The sequence below is a fragment of the Streptomyces sp. NPDC002306 genome (genome assembly GCF_053593435.1).
On sequence record NZ_JBSFCK010000075.1, the window covers coordinates 1 to 14,644 of the forward strand.

Annotated in this window: 15 protein-coding genes; 11 read left to right on the top strand and 4 right to left on the bottom strand. The window is 69.2% G+C overall.

Translation table 11 applies throughout. The annotated features are described in order from the left end of the window. Positions 1-108: 108 nt before the first annotated feature. Positions 109-1,008 carry an alpha/beta hydrolase gene (locus tag ACWCQK_RS40355; RefSeq protein WP_451163992.1) on the bottom strand — a complete coding sequence of 300 codons (900 nt, stop codon included), beginning with the start codon at positions 1,006-1,008 and terminating at the stop codon, positions 109-111. A 403-nt stretch (positions 1,009-1,411) separates the two neighbouring features. On the opposite strand from ACWCQK_RS40355, the gene ACWCQK_RS40360 reads away from it, so the two are divergent. Both ACWCQK_RS40360 and ACWCQK_RS40365 read left to right on the top strand, forming a co-directional pair. Next, positions 1,412-2,236 carry an enoyl-CoA hydratase/isomerase family protein gene (locus ACWCQK_RS40360; protein ID WP_451163994.1) on the top strand — a complete coding sequence of 275 codons (825 nt, stop codon included), beginning with the start codon at positions 1,412-1,414 and terminating at the stop codon, positions 2,234-2,236. Between the two features lie 233 nt (positions 2,237-2,469). Further along, the gene (locus ACWCQK_RS40365; protein WP_451163996.1) at positions 2,470-2,871 is read left to right on the top strand and encodes a tautomerase family protein; all 402 of its coding nucleotides are present in this window, start codon (positions 2,470-2,472) and stop codon (positions 2,869-2,871) included. A gap of 331 nt (positions 2,872-3,202) precedes the next feature. Here ACWCQK_RS40365 and ACWCQK_RS40370 read toward each other — a convergent pair whose 3' ends face one another. After that, positions 3,203-3,649, bottom strand: a complete 447-nt coding sequence (locus tag ACWCQK_RS40370; RefSeq protein WP_451163998.1) for a winged helix-turn-helix transcriptional regulator — start codon at positions 3,647-3,649, stop codon at positions 3,203-3,205. Positions 3,650-4,025: 376 nt separating this feature from the next. On the opposite strand from ACWCQK_RS40370, the gene ACWCQK_RS40375 reads away from it, so the two are divergent. Then, the gene (locus ACWCQK_RS40375) at positions 4,026-4,919 is read left to right on the top strand and encodes a dihydrodipicolinate synthase family protein (protein WP_451164000.1); all 894 of its coding nucleotides are present in this window, start codon (positions 4,026-4,028) and stop codon (positions 4,917-4,919) included. A gap of 506 nt (positions 4,920-5,425) precedes the next feature. Here ACWCQK_RS40375 and ACWCQK_RS40380 read toward each other — a convergent pair. Then, positions 5,426-5,923, bottom strand: a complete 498-nt coding sequence (locus ACWCQK_RS40380) for a MarR family winged helix-turn-helix transcriptional regulator (protein ID WP_451164002.1) — start codon at positions 5,921-5,923, stop codon at positions 5,426-5,428. A gap of 150 nt (positions 5,924-6,073) precedes the next feature. On the opposite strand from ACWCQK_RS40380, the gene ACWCQK_RS40385 reads away from it, so the two are divergent. The 3 genes from ACWCQK_RS40385 (at position 6,074) to ACWCQK_RS40395 (ending at position 8,165) form a co-directional block, all read left to right on the top strand. Further along, on the top strand, positions 6,074-6,697 hold the full coding sequence (locus ACWCQK_RS40385) for an isochorismatase family protein (RefSeq protein ID WP_451164004.1): 624 nt from the start codon (positions 6,074-6,076) through the stop codon (positions 6,695-6,697). A gap of 275 nt (positions 6,698-6,972) precedes the next feature. Further along, on the top strand, positions 6,973-7,536 hold the full coding sequence (locus ACWCQK_RS40390; RefSeq protein ID WP_451164024.1) for an RNA polymerase sigma factor: 564 nt from the start codon (positions 6,973-6,975) through the stop codon (positions 7,534-7,536). Next, positions 7,533-8,165 carry a hypothetical protein gene (locus tag ACWCQK_RS40395; protein WP_451164006.1) on the top strand — a complete coding sequence of 211 codons (633 nt, stop codon included), beginning with the start codon at positions 7,533-7,535 and terminating at the stop codon, positions 8,163-8,165. Before ACWCQK_RS40390 ends, ACWCQK_RS40395 begins: the two co-directional genes overlap by 4 nt. Positions 8,166-8,346: 181 nt before the next feature. On the opposite strand, the gene ACWCQK_RS40400 is transcribed toward ACWCQK_RS40395, so the two are convergent. Next, a complete protein-coding gene (locus ACWCQK_RS40400; protein ID WP_451164008.1) occupies positions 8,347-9,363 on the bottom strand; it encodes an alcohol dehydrogenase in 1,017 nt (338 codons plus the stop codon). 403 nt (positions 9,364-9,766) lie between these two features. On the opposite strand from ACWCQK_RS40400, the gene ACWCQK_RS40405 reads away from it, so the two are divergent. The 5 genes from ACWCQK_RS40405 to ACWCQK_RS40425 all read left to right on the top strand — a co-directional run bounded on the left by ACWCQK_RS40405 (position 9,767) and on the right by ACWCQK_RS40425 (position 14,310). Beyond that, entirely contained in the window at positions 9,767-10,339 is a 573-nt protein-coding gene (locus tag ACWCQK_RS40405; RefSeq protein ID WP_451164010.1) for a TetR family transcriptional regulator C-terminal domain-containing protein, read from the top strand. 491 nt (positions 10,340-10,830) lie between these two features. Then, positions 10,831-11,553, top strand: coding sequence for a molybdopterin-dependent oxidoreductase (locus ACWCQK_RS40410; protein WP_451164012.1), 723 nt, complete (start codon positions 10,831-10,833; stop codon positions 11,551-11,553). Continuing rightward, a complete protein-coding gene (locus tag ACWCQK_RS40415; protein WP_451164018.1) occupies positions 11,501-12,193 on the top strand; it encodes a cytochrome b/b6 domain-containing protein in 693 nt (230 codons plus the stop codon). Before ACWCQK_RS40410 ends, ACWCQK_RS40415 begins: the two co-directional genes overlap by 53 nt. 125 nt (positions 12,194-12,318) lie before the next feature. Continuing rightward, the gene (locus tag ACWCQK_RS40420) at positions 12,319-12,681 is read left to right on the top strand and encodes a hypothetical protein (RefSeq protein WP_451164020.1); all 363 of its coding nucleotides are present in this window, start codon (positions 12,319-12,321) and stop codon (positions 12,679-12,681) included. A 360-nt stretch (positions 12,682-13,041) separates the two neighbouring features. After that, positions 13,042-14,310 (top strand): MFS transporter, encoded by a 1,269-nt coding sequence (locus ACWCQK_RS40425; RefSeq protein WP_451164022.1) that lies wholly within the window; start codon positions 13,042-13,044, stop codon positions 14,308-14,310. The last annotated feature ends 334 nt before the right edge of the window (positions 14,311-14,644 follow it).

Sequence of the window (14,644 nt, forward strand, 5' to 3'; positions counted from 1 at the left end):
GTAGACGTTGCTCATGGCTCCCATCCTGTCACTCCGGGTGCGATCGGGGTCAGAAGGGGAGCGGCGGGGCCGCCGGGGATGTCCCGGCGGCGGGTCACCCTGGTCGGTCTACGCGTCGAGGTGGGCGCGGAAGAAGCGGATGGCGGCACCGGTGCTCGTCTCGAAGCCGGCGAGATAGGGATCGAAGTGACCGCCGGGAATGAGGACGAGTTCCTTGGGTTCGAGGGCGTGTTCGTAGGCTCGCAGCGCCAAGTCGGTGGGTGCGACGGTGTCGTGGGTGGCGACCAGCATCATCAGGGGGGTGGGGGAGATCTGGTCGATCCAGTGGCCGGGGTCGTACGACCTGAAGCGCCGGTTGGACTGGATGGTGACGCGGTTCTCCCACAGCCCCTCGGGTGCGGTGTGCCCCAGGTAGAAGTTGATGGCGTCGGTGGCGCGGTAGGACGCGGTCGTCGAACTGTCGTCGCTGACGAATGCCTGTGTGGCCGGCGGCTCGCCCTGGGCCTGGGCGAGTTCGTCGGCGGCGAAGGACTCCTCCAACTGCCGGGTCAGGTGCGGCGGAACGCGTCGCCGGCTGGTCTCGGAGCCGCTGGTGGTGGGGACCTGGGAGTAGACGGCCTTGATCCTCCGGTCGGTGGCGGCCAGGACCAGGGCGTGTCCGCCCGCGTAGCTGGAGCCCCAGAGGCCGATGCGGTCGCTGTCGACGGCGTCGAGGGTCTGAAGGTGGGAGATGACGCGCCGCCAGTCCTCGATCTGCTGGTAGGGGTCGATGTCGTGACGGGGCGCGCCGCCGCTGTCGCCGAAGCCGCGGTGGTCGTGGAGCGAGACCGCGAATCCGGCTTCCGCGAGCTTGTGGGCGATGGGTTCGATGCCGTGGTACTTCGTGCCGCCGAAGCCGTGCGCCATCGTGATGGTGGGGTGGGGGCCGGAGCCGTCCGGCAGGAACAGCCAAGCGTGCAGCGTGGTCCCGTCGGGAAGCTGAACGTGCTCGTCGGTGCGCTGGACCATGGTGATTCTCCTTAGGTGTGCCGACCTTGCGGGATGGTCGACGGCGGGTCGTCGCCCGCGAGCCTGACGCGCGCGGCGCGATGCGCCCTGGCTCGCCTGTGCCGCGAGCCGGCGACGAACTGGCGTCCCGGGGGAACAGCGGACGCCGGTCCACTGCCTCCCGGGTCGTGAGCCGCCGATCCACTGCCTACCTGGGAGAACGCCGGACGATCGTCGGCGTCGGCTCGTCACCTCGGCCGCGTCGGGCTCCGCGTGGAGACCGGCGGACCGGGGGCCCGGGGAGGCATCGAGAGGATCGGTCGAACTACCCTCAAGATCCTGGTTGCATTTTGAAACCAGTGGTGTCAGCCTAGGGTATGTTGCTTGCATATTGCAACAGACATTCACGAAGGAGTTCGGACATATGCGTCACTACGAGACGATCAAGACGGAACTGGTCGACGGCGTTCTGTGGGCCACGATCGACAACCCTCCCCTCAACCTGATCGACGAGCGCTTCGTCGCGGACCTGATCGCACTGCTCGACGACACGGAAGCCGACGGCGGCGCGCGGGTCGTGGTGTTCCGCAGCGCCGACCCCGACTTCTTCATCCCGCACGTGGACGTTCGCCGGATCGCCGAGTACACGGCTGCCGCGGCGACGTCCGGCGGCCCGGACGACGTCAGCCTCGGTGCGCTGTACCGCCGGCTCAGTGAGGCCCGCCCCGTCACCATCGCGGTCCTCGAGGGCAGGGCGCGCGGCGCGGGGGCGGAGTTCCTCTACGCGTGCGACATGCGGTTCGCGTCCCTGGAACGCGCCGTGATCGGCCAGATCGAGGTGGGCTCCGGGCTCTTCCCCGGCGCGGGAGCCGTCCAGCAGCTCGTGCGCCTGGCCGGACGCGGACAGGCCATGCAGGTGATCCTCGGATCGGACGACCTCGACGCGCCCGAGGCCGAGCGCATCGGTGTGGTCAACAAGGCGCTGGCGGACGAGGAGTTGATGCCCTACGTCGAGCGCCTCGCGAAGCGCATCGCGGGATTCCCGGAGGCCGCGGTACGGCTCGCGAAGCGGCGCATCAACGCGGCCGCCCTCCCGGCCAAGGAAGACGTCCAGGTCGACTCGGGCTTCTTCCAGATCCTGGCGCGGGACCCGTCGGGTGCCGACCGGATGGGTGCCCTCATGCAGCGCGGGATGCAGGAGCGGTCCCGTACGGAACTCGAATTCGGCACGGCACTCGGCGAACTTTGAGGTCTCACGGTCGGATGATCCCGCCGATCCCGGCAGGGGGAGCAGGGCGAGCAGGGGTCCGGCGTGGAAGCCGTACGCCGTGACGATGCGCCGACCTGACGGCGCGGCCACGCTCCGCCCGGCGTCCGCCTGATGTCTCCCGAACCCGACCCTGAACCTGACCCCGAGACGTAAACGCGAACTGCCGAATCCCCGAACCCGAACCCAACACCGCACTTCCGTAGGAGCACGTCATGCCCGTTTTCAACGCTCACATTCCGGCGAACCGCTACTCACCGGAGCAGAAGCGCGCGCTCGCCGACGCGCTCAACCAGTCCCTGGTGCAGGGGCTCGGTATCCCCGAGGGCGACCGCTTCATCATGATCAGTGAACACGGTGAGGGTGAGTTGTCCCTGGATCCGACGTTCATGGGGATGCGGCGCAGCGGCGATGCCATGATCATCACTCTTCTCCTGGGTGCCCACCGGCCGCTCGAAGACAAGCGGGCAGTGGCCGCGGCCATCAACAGGCTGGTGGTCGAGGCGCTGGGTGTGTCACCCGACGACGTCTTCATCGCACTGATCCCGGTCCCGAACGAGAGCTTCTCTTTCGGCAGAGGCGAACTTCAGCTCGCCGACGGCGCACCTCGCTGGTGAACTTCTCGGCCCTTGACGCGACTTCGGCGCCTTGCCCGCACTCTGTGTCCGGCCGCGTGGTGAGAGGCATGCCCAGGTCGAAGGGCGGGCGAGGTGCGTGATGTTGTGGCGGCTGCGGCGCGGTGCGCGCGACTGGGTCCAGGGCGGCCGCTTCCGGCGTCAGGGCCCATGCACCCGAAGTGATGCGTCCGCCGCGGTGCGCGGAGCCGCGACTGTCCGCGGCGGCTCGCGTGTGCCGCCCTGCGGCCCGCGACTCGACTTTCCGTCGCGGCGACGTAGCGCTCGGTAGGTGCGGCGCGTTCTGGAGCGGGTGCCGGTGCGACGGGGCTGGTCAGACGGGGTGGCTACGGGTCTCGACGTCTTCGGGGCCGAGAGCGCGGCCGTCCTGGGCGTGCAGTTCGAGGCGGGCCACGGGCTGGCCGTCGCGCCTGTCGACCAGGCTGAGCCGCTCCTCGTCCGCGTCGAACAGGTGCTCCTCGCCCCACTGCCGCAGCGCGACGAGCGGGACCCGCAGGGCCTTCCCCTTGTCGGTCAGCCGGTACTCGGTGTAGGCGCTGCCGTCGGATGCCGGACCGAGGGTGAGTACACCGCGCTCGACGAGCTTGGCCAGGCGGGCGCTGAGAATGTTCTTGGCGCAGCCGAGGCTGCGTTGGAACTCGCTGAACCGGGTCATGCCGGACAGGGCGTCCCGGACGATGAGCAGCGACCACCAGTCGCCTATGTCGCTCAGTGAACGAGCGATGGGACAGGAAGCCCCACTGAGGTCCGTCTTCCGCACGTGGACCTCCTCCCGAGATTATTAGTTTCACTATTAAACCACATATCTCGCCCGTGCGCGCGGTCGCCTCGCTTGAACACGGACGGTTGGCGTGATACTGGTTGCATTGTGAAACGAGTGGAGTAGGCGCCGAAAGGCATGGACGTGGAGCGCGACGGCATCAGGGGCTGGACGGTCCAGCTCGACCGTCCAGTGGCGCGGACGCAGCAGGAGGCCGCCGATCCATGCCCGCCGGAAACGTGCGTGGCCCGCCGAGGACGTACGCGCCGCAAGCATCCTGATCATCGCCCCCGTCACCTTCCGGCATCACACTCAAGGCGACGACGCACGGCAGCCGACCGACCACCACCCGTCCTCATCGTTTCCGGGAGCCCTCATGTTCCGCGGCCTCAGTGCCTTCCCCCTCACGCCCACCGACGAGCAGGGCATCGACTACCCGGCTTACGCCGGACTCGTCTCCCGTCTCGCGGACGCCGGTGTGGATTCCATCGGCGCGCTCGGCTCCACCGGCGGCTATGCCTACCTCACCCGCGAACAACGCGCCCAGGCCGCGAAGGTCGCGGTCGAGGCCGCCGAGGACGTGCCTGTCATCGTCTCCATCGGCGCGGTGCGCACCTCTCATGTCCTGGCCCTGGCCGAGGACGCGCAGAAGGCCGGGGCGCGTGGAGTGCTGCTCGCACCGGTGACGTATCAACCGCTCACCCAGGACGAGGTGTTCGGCCTCTACGAGGACGTCACTCGCGAACTGTCCGTGCCGTTGTGCGTGTACGAGAATCCCCGCACCACCCAGGTGCACTTCAGCGACGAACTGCACGGCCGTATCGCCCGGTTGCCTAACGTCGGCTCGATCAAGATCCCCGCTGTGCCCGACGACGCCGCCGGAGCCGAGGCCCGAGTCGACGCGCTGCGGGCCTTGATCCCGGACACGGTCACCCTCGGTGTGAGCGGCGACTGGGCAGGCGTTCGCGGCCTGAACGCCGGATGCGACGTCTGGTACTCGGTCATCGCCGGCATGTTCCCGCGGACCGCGCTCGCCCTCGCTCGGACCGCCCAGGCCGGTCACGCGGAGTCGGCCTTGGAGTCGTCCGACGAACTCGAGCCGTTGTGGGAGCTGTTCCGTCGTCACGGCAGCCTGCGCGTCATGTCCGCCGCCGCGTCCCACCTCGGCCTGACGAGGGAACCGAACCTGCCGCGTCCGCTGCGCGGGCTGGACGAGGCCGCACGTCACGACGTTGCCGCGACGCTGGCCATGCTCAAACTCACGCCCTGAGGGGCCGTGGCCGTCCGAGCCGCTGCCCGATGTCCTGTGGCGCCCCGGATCGGACGCCTGTGGCTTTCCGGGCCGCCGCCTGTCTCATCGACGCAGGCGCTTGAGCTGGACAAGCAGCGACCAGCCCACGAACAGAATCGCGGCCACGAGCTGGCCCGGCCTCAAGGAGTCCCTCCACGAGGCCTCTGTCAGCGCGTAACAGCCAAGGACGACCATCCCGCCCACCAGGTGTGCGAGAGCGAACCTCTCCCACCAGGTGTTGCCGCTCCAGCTCATACTGCGCTGCGTCATCGTCCCCCGCCCGACGGCGTCCGATCCCGAAACGCCTGTCCGTCGCCCGCACGGCAGGCGCTGTCCGTCCCCGCATCCAACTCCCTTGTCCGGGAGGGACGTACAGTGAATCACGCGAGGCGAGCACGGGTGTCCTCTCCCCGATCCTGGTCGAGTGGTGTGGTGGTCTTGGCCGTCGCTGCGGCGTCTCGCGCTCTCGGTCTGCCCCAGCGGGTTCAGGAGTCGCCGGCGAGGGCGGTCGGGTCGGCGTCGTCAGTGCCCGGCCCGTCGTGCCGCTGATGCTGAACCACGTCCATGAAGGTCCGCTTGAACTGCTCGTAGGAGTCCGTGCCCAGGCGCCGGGCGTGGCGGTCCTGCATGTCCGTCATGATCTGGTCCGCCGCGGCCATCTGCGCGCGCCCTCGCCGTGTCGGGCAGATCAGTTTGGCCCGCCGGTCGGCGGGGTCGCTCTGCCGCACGACGTAGCCCAGCTCGGTCAGTTCGTCGACGAGGGTGCCGATCACCTGCTTGTGCTGACCCGACATCCTGGCCAGATCGGTGGCCCTGATGCCCTCGTCCTGCAGGTAGGCGAGGACGGCGCCGTGACGGGGCTTGAGGTCGTCGAAACCGAGATCGCGCAGACGCGAGAAGAGCTCGTCCTGAACGGCGAACAGCAACCGTCCGGCCAGCACGCCGAGATCCGGCTCCGTCGCGTTGCGCAGTGCTCGGCTCACCAGTTCCCCTTCCCTGCTTCCCGTATCTCGCTGACGAACTTTGCCTATCCGATATGCCCGTGTTAGCGTCGAATAGTCAGGAAAAGTGACAATCACTGAAAGTGTCTAACGCCTCCAAGGCTCGTCGATATCGACAGGAGCGTGAAAGTCATGTCTGGCGACGCATTCAGAGAGTCTCTGACCAGCGACAATGCGGCACTCGTCCTCGTCGACCATCAGGTGGGGCTCTACAGCGGAGTCCGTGACATCAGCTTGCTGGAGCTGAAGCACAACGTGGTGGCACTGACGAAGGCGGCGCAGATCCTTGACCTGCCGACCGTAGTGACGACCACTGCCGCGGACAGTATGTGGGGCCCGCTCATCCCCGAGCTCGCCGAAATCATCCCGAGTGAGTTGGACGTCATCGACCGCAGCACGGTCAACGCCTGGCACGACAGCCGCGTCCGGGACCGTATCAAGGCCGCCGGCCGCAAGAAGCTGATCTTCACCGGTATTTCGCTGGAGGTCTGCGCCACACTCCCGGCGATCGCGGCGCTCACCGAGGGCTACGACAGCTACGTGGCCCTCGACGCGTCCGGCACCTTCTCCGGAGCCAAGCGTGAAGCGGGCCTCATCCGGCTCCAGCAGGCCGGTGTCATGGTGAGTGACTACGCCACGCTGATGGTCGAGGTACTCGCCGACAACGGCGCCCCCGAGGCCGGGGATGTCTACGCCGCGCTGGACATGCCGTTCGCCACGCTCGTCGGCCAGATCTCGTCCGCCTACGCCAAGTAGAACGCCCCGCAACAGCAACGTACTTCGAGCGCGACGGGGTCCTGGTGCTGACCGCCGCCGACTCGCCCGGCGACCGCGTCGGCGGCGCCCCCCCTGCACGCGCCCTCAGCCAGCACGGGGGCCCGCGGCTCCGGTTCCGCGGAACGTCGTAGGTCGGCATCTGCTGTGGCGCCCCGGCGGAGAGGCGGGGGGCTCCGGCCGTGGTGAGATGTTTCCTGGCGACGGTGAAAGGGAGCGGGCGCTGCCGGACAGGTGCAGGTGTGGAACTGAGGCTGGTGCATGAGCGGTCCCGGGCCCGGGAGGCTCGATTCGAGGCGTTGTTGGGTGTGGTGGCGGAGCCGCTGCACCGGTACTTGCGGCGGCGTGCCGACGCCGACGCGGTCGATGACGTCCTCGCGGAGACGATGCTGGTGCTCTGGCGCCGGCTGGAGGATGTGCCGGGGCTCGGCGCGGCCGGTTTCGTCGATCCCGATGAGGTGCTGCCCTGGTGCTACGGCGTCACGCGGGGCTGTCTCGCCAACGCGCGCCGGGCTGAACGGCGGCGGCTCCGGCTGGTGGAGCGGCTGACCCAGGTGGCGGCGCCACCGCGGGAGGCGGAGGCGGACCATCTCGAACTGCATCAAGCGCTCGGCGCGCTGGGAGCGGTGGACCGTGAGGTCGTCCTGCTCTGGGCTTGGGAGGGGCTGACGCCGAGCGCGATCGCGCAGGTGACCGGGCTGACCGCCAACGCGGCGAGTATTCGCCTGCACCGGGCGAAGAAGAAGATCGCTGCTCGGCTCGACCGAAAGAACGCGCAGGCGGCCGGACACAGGACGGATGAAGAAGGGAGCCGACGGTGAACGACGACGAACTGCTGGCCCGGATGAGGGCCATCGACCCGGCACGGACCTCTGACGCCCCTTCGCCCGATCCCCAACGTCTTCTGGAGGCTGCCGTGACCGCCGACAATCCCGATTCCCCGGCCGCGCGAGGTGCTGCGGGCGGATCCCGCCGTCGCATTCTGTCCGTCGCGGCGGGCGCGGCCCTGCTCGCGGCGGCGGGCGGCCTTGCCTGGGGGGTGACGTCGCAGAACACCGCCCCCTCAGCCGCTTCGTCGGCCAAGGCGGCCCCGTCCGACCCGGCGCACTCCCCGCTGACTCTGACCGTCCCGGGCGCGCCGAGCGCGAGGTGCGCAGCGATCACCGTCGATGTCCTGCGCGATGTGCAGATCGCATTCGAGGGCACGGCGACCGCGGTCAAGCGCGATCGGGTCGAGCTTCGGGTGGACCACTGGTACCGGGGCACCGGGCCCACCGCCGTCTGGCTCACCAACGACGAGGAATTGAGCCAGCTTCTCGCTGGAGCGGACTTCGTCGTCGGTCACCGCTACCTGGTCGCTGCCAACGACGGTCGTGTCACCCTGTGCGGCTCCACCGCGGAGGCCACCCCGGAATTGCGCAGCCTCTACGAACAGGCGTACGTCCGCTGAAGGCTGCTCCTGAGGCGGCGCCACCGAGGTCATGGTGCTCGTCGCCGCCGTAGCGCTGATCGAGGACGGTGACCGGGCGCGCGAGGCGCACCCGCCGGGGCGAGCCCGGCGCAGCACAGGTACGGGCGGTGCGACTACGAGGCCTGCCGGGCGGGACGCGCCGCCCGGCAGCGCCGTTGTCTCAGGCCGTGACGTCGAGCACGACGCGGAAGCGGGCCTGCCCGGACAGCATCCGCTCGTAGGCCTCCGGCGCCTGGGTGAAGGGCATGACCTCGACGCTGGGACGGATGTCGTGGGCGAGGCTGAAGGCGAGGTTGTCCTCGTTGTCGATGGACGAGCCCGTGAGACTGCCGACGATGGAGCGTGTTCCGAAGATGACGTCGGCGGTGGCCACGGTCAGCGGGTCGGGCGCGGCACCGACCACAACGAGCTTGCCGTGCGGTGCGAGGCCGCTGACCAGCGGGTTCATGGAGGCGCCGCTGGACGCCGTGGCGACGATGACGGAGGCGCCGCCCAGAGCGGTGAGAGCGGCGCCCGGGTCGGTGCTGCTGCTGTCGATGTACTCGTGGGCGCCCAGCTTTCGGGCGTACGCTTCCTTCTCCTTGCCCCGCGCGATGGCGGCGACCCGGTAGCCGAGGCTGCGGGCGTACTGGAGCGCCAGGTGGCCCAGGCCGCCGATGCCCTGTACGGCGACCAGGGCGCCGGCCCGGGTCGACTCCTGCTGGAGGGCGATGAAGGTGGTCAGTCCCGCGCACAGCAGCGGAGCCGCGTCGATCGCCGATATGCCCTCGGGAATCCGTACCAGCCCGCTGGCCCGGGCGTAGACGACCTCCGCGTATCCGCCGTCGATCGTGTTCCCCGTCTGCTCCTGGGACCGGCAGTTCACGAAGTCACCGCGGCGGCACGGCTCGCATTCCCCGCACTGGCCGTTCAGGAAGCCGACGCCGGCACGGTCGCCGGGCTGCCAGGCGGTGACGCCCGCCCCGACGGCGTCGATGACACCGACGACCTCATGTCCCGGAACGAGGGGGCTGGAGGGGTCGGCGCGCAGCCCCTCGACGGCCAGGACATCGGTGTGGCAGACCCCGCAGGCCTCCACGCGGAGGCGCACCTGGCCCGGTGCGGGATCGATCAGCTCGCGCTCGACGAGCTGGAGGTTGCGGGCGCCGGTGGCCTCGAAGGCCCGGTATGTAGACATTGACTACTCCTGAGTGTGATGTCGCCTGTGCGGGCGGGCCCTGTTTCGGAGTGGTGTTCGCGACAGCCGCGCCGGGACCGGACCCATGTCGACGAGAGAACACCGATCAAAATGACCGGTCGTCTTAAAAAGCCTAACCCATCCCCTGGAGGTCCTCATTCCCGGGCGAACGGGTGAATGGCGAGGGGGAGCCTTCCGTGGCTCGGGCGGCTCTCGCGGCTGCGGGCGAGGAACGGGGCGTGCCATGCGTCACGCCCGTGCTGCACCCCGAAGGCTAGAATATGGTCGGTCGTCTCGTTTTCTGGCACTGCCGGGCACCCGTATCGGCCCCTCGCGCCACACGTACGCGCCGGCGTGGGCGACCGCATGGTGCCCGGACCGCACTCGACGGAAGGTGAGAAGGATGGGGCGAGCGTCGAAGCGGGAAGAGATCGCGCAGGCGGCCTTCGAGCAGTTCTTTGCGCGGGGCTTCAGCGCCACCGGCATCAATGACATCACCAAAGCCGCGGGTGTCCCCAAGGGCTCGTTCTACAACCACTTCTCCAGCAAGGAGGAGAGTGCCTTGGAGGCGTTGAACCGGTACGCCGCCACCTTGCGCTTCGAGATGCTCACGGCGACGGATACACCCCCATTGGACCGGCTCCGGGCGCACTTCGAGTTCCTGAGCAGGGACACAGTGGACAACGGGTTCGTCCGCGGGTGCCTGGCGGGGAACCTGGGCGCCGAGGTCGCCGACCACAGTGAGCAGATCCGGACCGCGGTCAAGGACGGCTTCGACCGGTGGGCGGCGCAGATCGGCCAGTTGCTGGCCGAGGCGCAGGAGGCGGGCGACCTTGATGGCGGCCTAGACGTGCACGCCACCGCGCTGTTCGTCCTCAGCGCCTGGGAAGGGACGCTGATCGCGGCGCGGGCCGACAAGTCGGCGGCGCCCGTGGACGCGTTCTTCCGCACCGTCTTCGACGTGGTTCTGCGGTAGGACCGCTCGCCGTCCCCGGTCGTCGGCGTCCGGCCAAGCCGCTGCCGCGCTGTCGGTGGGCACTGCTCGGTCGCCGTGAGGACGGGGTCCTGGACGGTGATCTGATACGCCGGTTCGGAGATGTGGTTCTTACCGTCCGAGCGATGCCGACACCCTGCGCGTTCGCGCTGTGACCTGGCGCTTCGGTCGGTGTGACGTGCGCAATGCCCCAGCCTCGTACTCCCCGACCGCCGTTGACAGCCCAAGAGGGGCATGCCACCATCGTCACCAGTTGAACAGGTGACGGCGTTCAGGGCGATGTGAGCCGAGAGCTCTGATCCGCCGGCGTCGCCGCGACACGTGATCGTGGCCCACTGCGTACTTCCGTGGCCTGTGGCCTGTGGCTTCTGGCCTGAGTCTTCCGAGGCCAGGGCGATGTCGTCGCACGCCACCGTCACCGTCCCAGGCGGCGCGTGACTCTGGGGTATTCGCTCCCGAAAGAGGACCGAAGCATGGCAAGACAGTCAAAGCGGAAAACCGACGGTCCGCCGGTGGGACGGCGCGCCATGCTCGGCATGCTCGCCGCAGGTGCCGCCGGCCTCGCCGCCGCACCGCAACTGCAGCGAGGCTGGGAAGGGTTCCTGGGAGCGGCCTCCCAGGTCGACGCCACCGGGCTGACCGGCCTGCTCCCCAACCCGGGAGGCTTCCGGTACTACAGCGTCGTCGGGTCGGTGCCGCGCAAGAACGCGAGGAACTACGGGCTGCGGATCGACGGTCTGGTCGACCGGCCGAAGACGTACACGCTGCCCGAACTGCGGGAGATGCGTCAGACGCGCGTCGTCGCCGACGTGCTCTGTACGGACGGCTGGCGCGTGGACGACACGCCCTTCGAAGGCGTGCGGCTGTCGGACCTCCTCGACGCCGCCGGAGTCCGTTCCGAGGGTGTGGCCATCCGGTTCTCCTGCTTCGACGGCGCCTACACCGAGAGTCTCACCCTCGAACAGGCACGCCGCTCGGACGTCCTGGTGGCGCTGAACATGCAGGACAAGCCCATCACCCACGAACACGGGGGGCCGGTACGCCTCTTCGTCGCCCCCATGTACTTCTACAAGTCGGCCAAGTGGCTGTCCGGCATCACGGTCACCGACAAGGTGGTCCCCGGTTTCTGGGAGGAGCGCGGTTATGCGGTCGACGGCTGGCTCGACGACGCCGACCGGGGCAACAAAGCGGCCTGAGCCGTCCGGACGGGTCCGCCGGTTCAGTCCCGCCGAACGTATGGTCCACCGGGCGACCGGCTGGCTCATGCTGCTGGTCCTGGTCACCGCGGCCTGTCTGTACTTCGGCCCGCTGGCCCAGCTCGTCGGCCGCCGCCACCTGATGGCCGCCGTCCATGAATGGTCCGGCATCTGCCTGCCGGCGCCCTTCCTGCTGGGGCTTCTTTCCCGCGAGTTCCGCGCCGACCTGCGCCGGCTGAACCGCTTCGCGGTCTACGACCGTCAGTGGCTGAGGGCCGTCCGCCAACGGCGGAAGTCACCGCAGGCGCGGCCCGCCGGCAAGTTCAACGCGGGTCAGAAGATCTACGCGGGGTGGCTCGCGGGTGCTGTGCTGATGATGATGTTCACGGGTCTGCTCATGTGGTTCCTCGGCTTTCTGCCGTCCATCTCCCGCACCAGCGCCATCTTCGTGCACGACTGCCTCGCCTGGGCGATCACCATCGTCCTGCTCGGACACATGCGCAAGGCGTACCAGGACCCCGAGGCCAGGCTCGGGATGCGTACGGGTTACGTGAGCAGGTACTGGGCGGCGCGCCACCACTCCCGATGGCTGCGGGAGGACCACCCGGAAAACGCCACCGACGAGACACCCGAAGCCTGACCGCCGGCTGCCCATGAGCGCCGGACGGACTGGCCGGTTCGTAGCGGAACGGTATTTCGGGGCGTCGGCCGCTCCTGAAGGCGACGTCAGAGGGCGGCCCCTGGACGCCCGGCAACGCTGGTGCCATGATCACGCCGACGTCCGGCATGGGTCCGGCGCGTGAGGAAGAGCCCGTGAACCCCTACCTCGCCCTACCCCTTCTCCTCGCGGCATTGCTCATTGCCGCCGGTGGCATCGCGGGGATCACTCGTGGCTGGGTGCTCCCCGGCAACCGACGCCACGTCCGCAGCCCTCGCCTCTACGGCTGGGGACAACTGGTGCTGGCCTTCGCGCTGTGCTGGCAGTTGGTGTTCGGGATGCTGATGAGCGACCCCGATACCCGCATGTTGGGCACCTTGACCGGCGGCGTGATGCTGCTGGCCGGTCTCATCGTCATGTTGGTGGGCCAACTCGCGGGTGGTAAGCGAAGGAGCAGCGGCACACCTTGAAGGAGGCCGCCGCTCTGCTCCCCGCGTAGGGCGAACACGCTCGTACGAGGGGTGAGTCTGTCCGCGGGCGCCTCGCTCTGCCGCCGCAGGCAGCAATTGACTTTCACGGCAGGTGGGGCGAGGACTAGTGTTCGGGGGTGCCGGTGCCACGAAGGACCCGTGAGGAGTTGGGACATGGCCGGTTGCTCGAGCGCGCGTTGACGTTGTGGGCCGTGACCGGCCTGTCATCGCGTGCTGCCTTTGATGGCGCGGCATAGCGAGCTTTTCCTGCCTGGACCGTCGGCGCAGCATGCGCGTGCACGGTGACGGGCCTCGCCGTCGGCAATCCAAGGGATCCCCGTGCCGTCAACTTCCCCCGCTGTGCCCGATTCTGTTCGGCCCGTCGCGTCAAGCCTGTGGCGGAACGCCGACTTCCGCGGACTCTGGACAGGCCAGACGGCCTCCCAACTCGGCGAACACGCAAGCGCGGTGGTCCTGCCGCTCCTTGCCGTCCTGACGCTGAACGCCGATGCCGGCCAGCTGGGTGTCCTTCGCGCGGTGGGGCAGGCGCCGATCCTGTTGCTCTCGCTCTTCGTCGGCGCGTGGGTGGACAGGTGGCGGACCCGCACGGTGATGGCGCTGGCGGACGTCGGGCGGGTCCTCGTCCTGGGCGCCGCTGCCGCGGCCGGCCTCTCCGGCTGGCTCGGCCTGCCCACGCTGCTGGCGCTCGCCTTCGCCGTCGGGGCCCTGTCGGTGTTCTTCGACGTGGCATACCAGGCGTCTCTCGTACGGCTGGTGAGACGTGATCAGCTGGTGCGCGGCAACAGCGCACTCGAGGGCAGCCGTTCCGCGGCGCAGATCGGCGGTCCCGCTCTCGGCGGTGCGTTGGTGTCCCTGCTGTCGGCGCCGATCGCCGCCGCCTCGAGCGCGTTGTTCTTCGCGCTGTCGGTTCTGTCGATCCGCAGGATCCGCCGCACCGAACCGATCGCGGAGCGTTCGGCACGTCCCCCTCGGGTCTGGCGGCGGATTCATGAGGGCCTACGGTTCGTCCTCGGCGACACCGTACTGCGGACCGTGTGCCTGGCCTCGGCCGCCTTCCAGTTCTCCTTCGCGGCCATGATGACCGTCTATCTGCTCTTCCTGCCGCGGGAACTGCATCTGTCGGGCGCCGTCGTAGGGCTGGCACTCGCGGCGGCGGGACCGGGTGCGCTCCTGGGCTCGCTGCTGGCCGCCCGCCTGCCGAGCCGGTTCGGTCATGGTCCGGTACTCGTGTGTGCGGCGGCACTCGGCGACAGTGTGTTCCTGTGCGTACCCACGCTGCACGGCTCCTCCGCCGTGACCGTTGCCGCGCTCCTTGCGGTCGGCTTCGTCTTCGGGGCGGGCGGCCAGTTGGTGAATGTCACGGTCATGGCCGTCCGGCAGGCCGTCACTTCGGACGGGATGCAGGGCCGTGTGGCCGCGACGATCACGTTCGTCGGCATGGGGCTGACCCCGCTCGGTTCCCTGTCCGGCGGATTTCTCGCGCAGGGGTGGGGGCTGCGCACCAGCCTGCTGGTGACGGCCGCGGGCATGGTGCTGTCGCCGGTGGTGATGGCGCTGTCCCCGCTCGCCCGCCTGGGACGGTCGCTTCCGGTCTCACGGGACACGTAGCCGAGCGACCAGCCGCGCTGAGGGCGTCGCGAGGGTGTACGCGACGCGGAAGTGCGTTCCGTATCCGGAGGTCGCGGGGGCGGGCGTCGGTGTGGTGAGCATCGGGTGCCGGCCGGGCTGGGGCTTCAGTCGGAACGGGGAGTGGGGCCGGAACGGGGGGAGTGGGGCCGGGACGGCGGCTGTACGGCTTCGGCCGGGCGAGTGTTCGGCCGGGTGGTGTGCGCCGAAGGTCACCCCAGATCATGCCATCGGGTGGTCTGGGAGCGCGCCGATACCCCTTGTGATCTCGATCCGCTCCGGGAGTGACAGGATGGGAGCCATGAGCAACGTTTAT

What these genes read in the sequence shown, in the direction of transcription:
- ACWCQK_RS40415 (WP_451164018.1), top strand. Translation starts at nt 11,501, where the DNA reads ATGCGGTCGACGGCTGGCTCGACGACGCCGACCGGGGCAACAAAGCGG.
- ACWCQK_RS40405 (WP_451164010.1), top strand. Translation starts at nt 9,767, where the DNA reads ATGGGGCGAGCGTCGAAGCGGGAAGAGATCGCGCAGGCGGCCTTCGAG.
- ACWCQK_RS40355 (WP_451163992.1), bottom strand. Translation starts at nt 1,008, where the DNA reads ATGGTCCAGCGCACCGACGAGCACGTTCAGCTTCCCGACGGGACCACG.
- ACWCQK_RS40410 (WP_451164012.1), top strand. Translation starts at nt 10,831, where the DNA reads ATGGCAAGACAGTCAAAGCGGAAAACCGACGGTCCGCCGGTGGGACGG.
- ACWCQK_RS40400 (WP_451164008.1), bottom strand. Translation starts at nt 9,363, where the DNA reads ATGTCTACATACCGGGCCTTCGAGGCCACCGGCGCCCGCAACCTCCAG.
- ACWCQK_RS40385 (WP_451164004.1), top strand. Translation starts at nt 6,074, where the DNA reads ATGTCTGGCGACGCATTCAGAGAGTCTCTGACCAGCGACAATGCGGCA.
- ACWCQK_RS40375 (WP_451164000.1), top strand. Translation starts at nt 4,026, where the DNA reads ATGTTCCGCGGCCTCAGTGCCTTCCCCCTCACGCCCACCGACGAGCAG.
- ACWCQK_RS40360 (WP_451163994.1), top strand. Translation starts at nt 1,412, where the DNA reads ATGCGTCACTACGAGACGATCAAGACGGAACTGGTCGACGGCGTTCTG.
- ACWCQK_RS40365 (WP_451163996.1), top strand. Translation starts at nt 2,470, where the DNA reads ATGCCCGTTTTCAACGCTCACATTCCGGCGAACCGCTACTCACCGGAG.
- ACWCQK_RS40420 (WP_451164020.1), top strand. Translation starts at nt 12,319, where the DNA reads ATGATCACGCCGACGTCCGGCATGGGTCCGGCGCGTGAGGAAGAGCCC.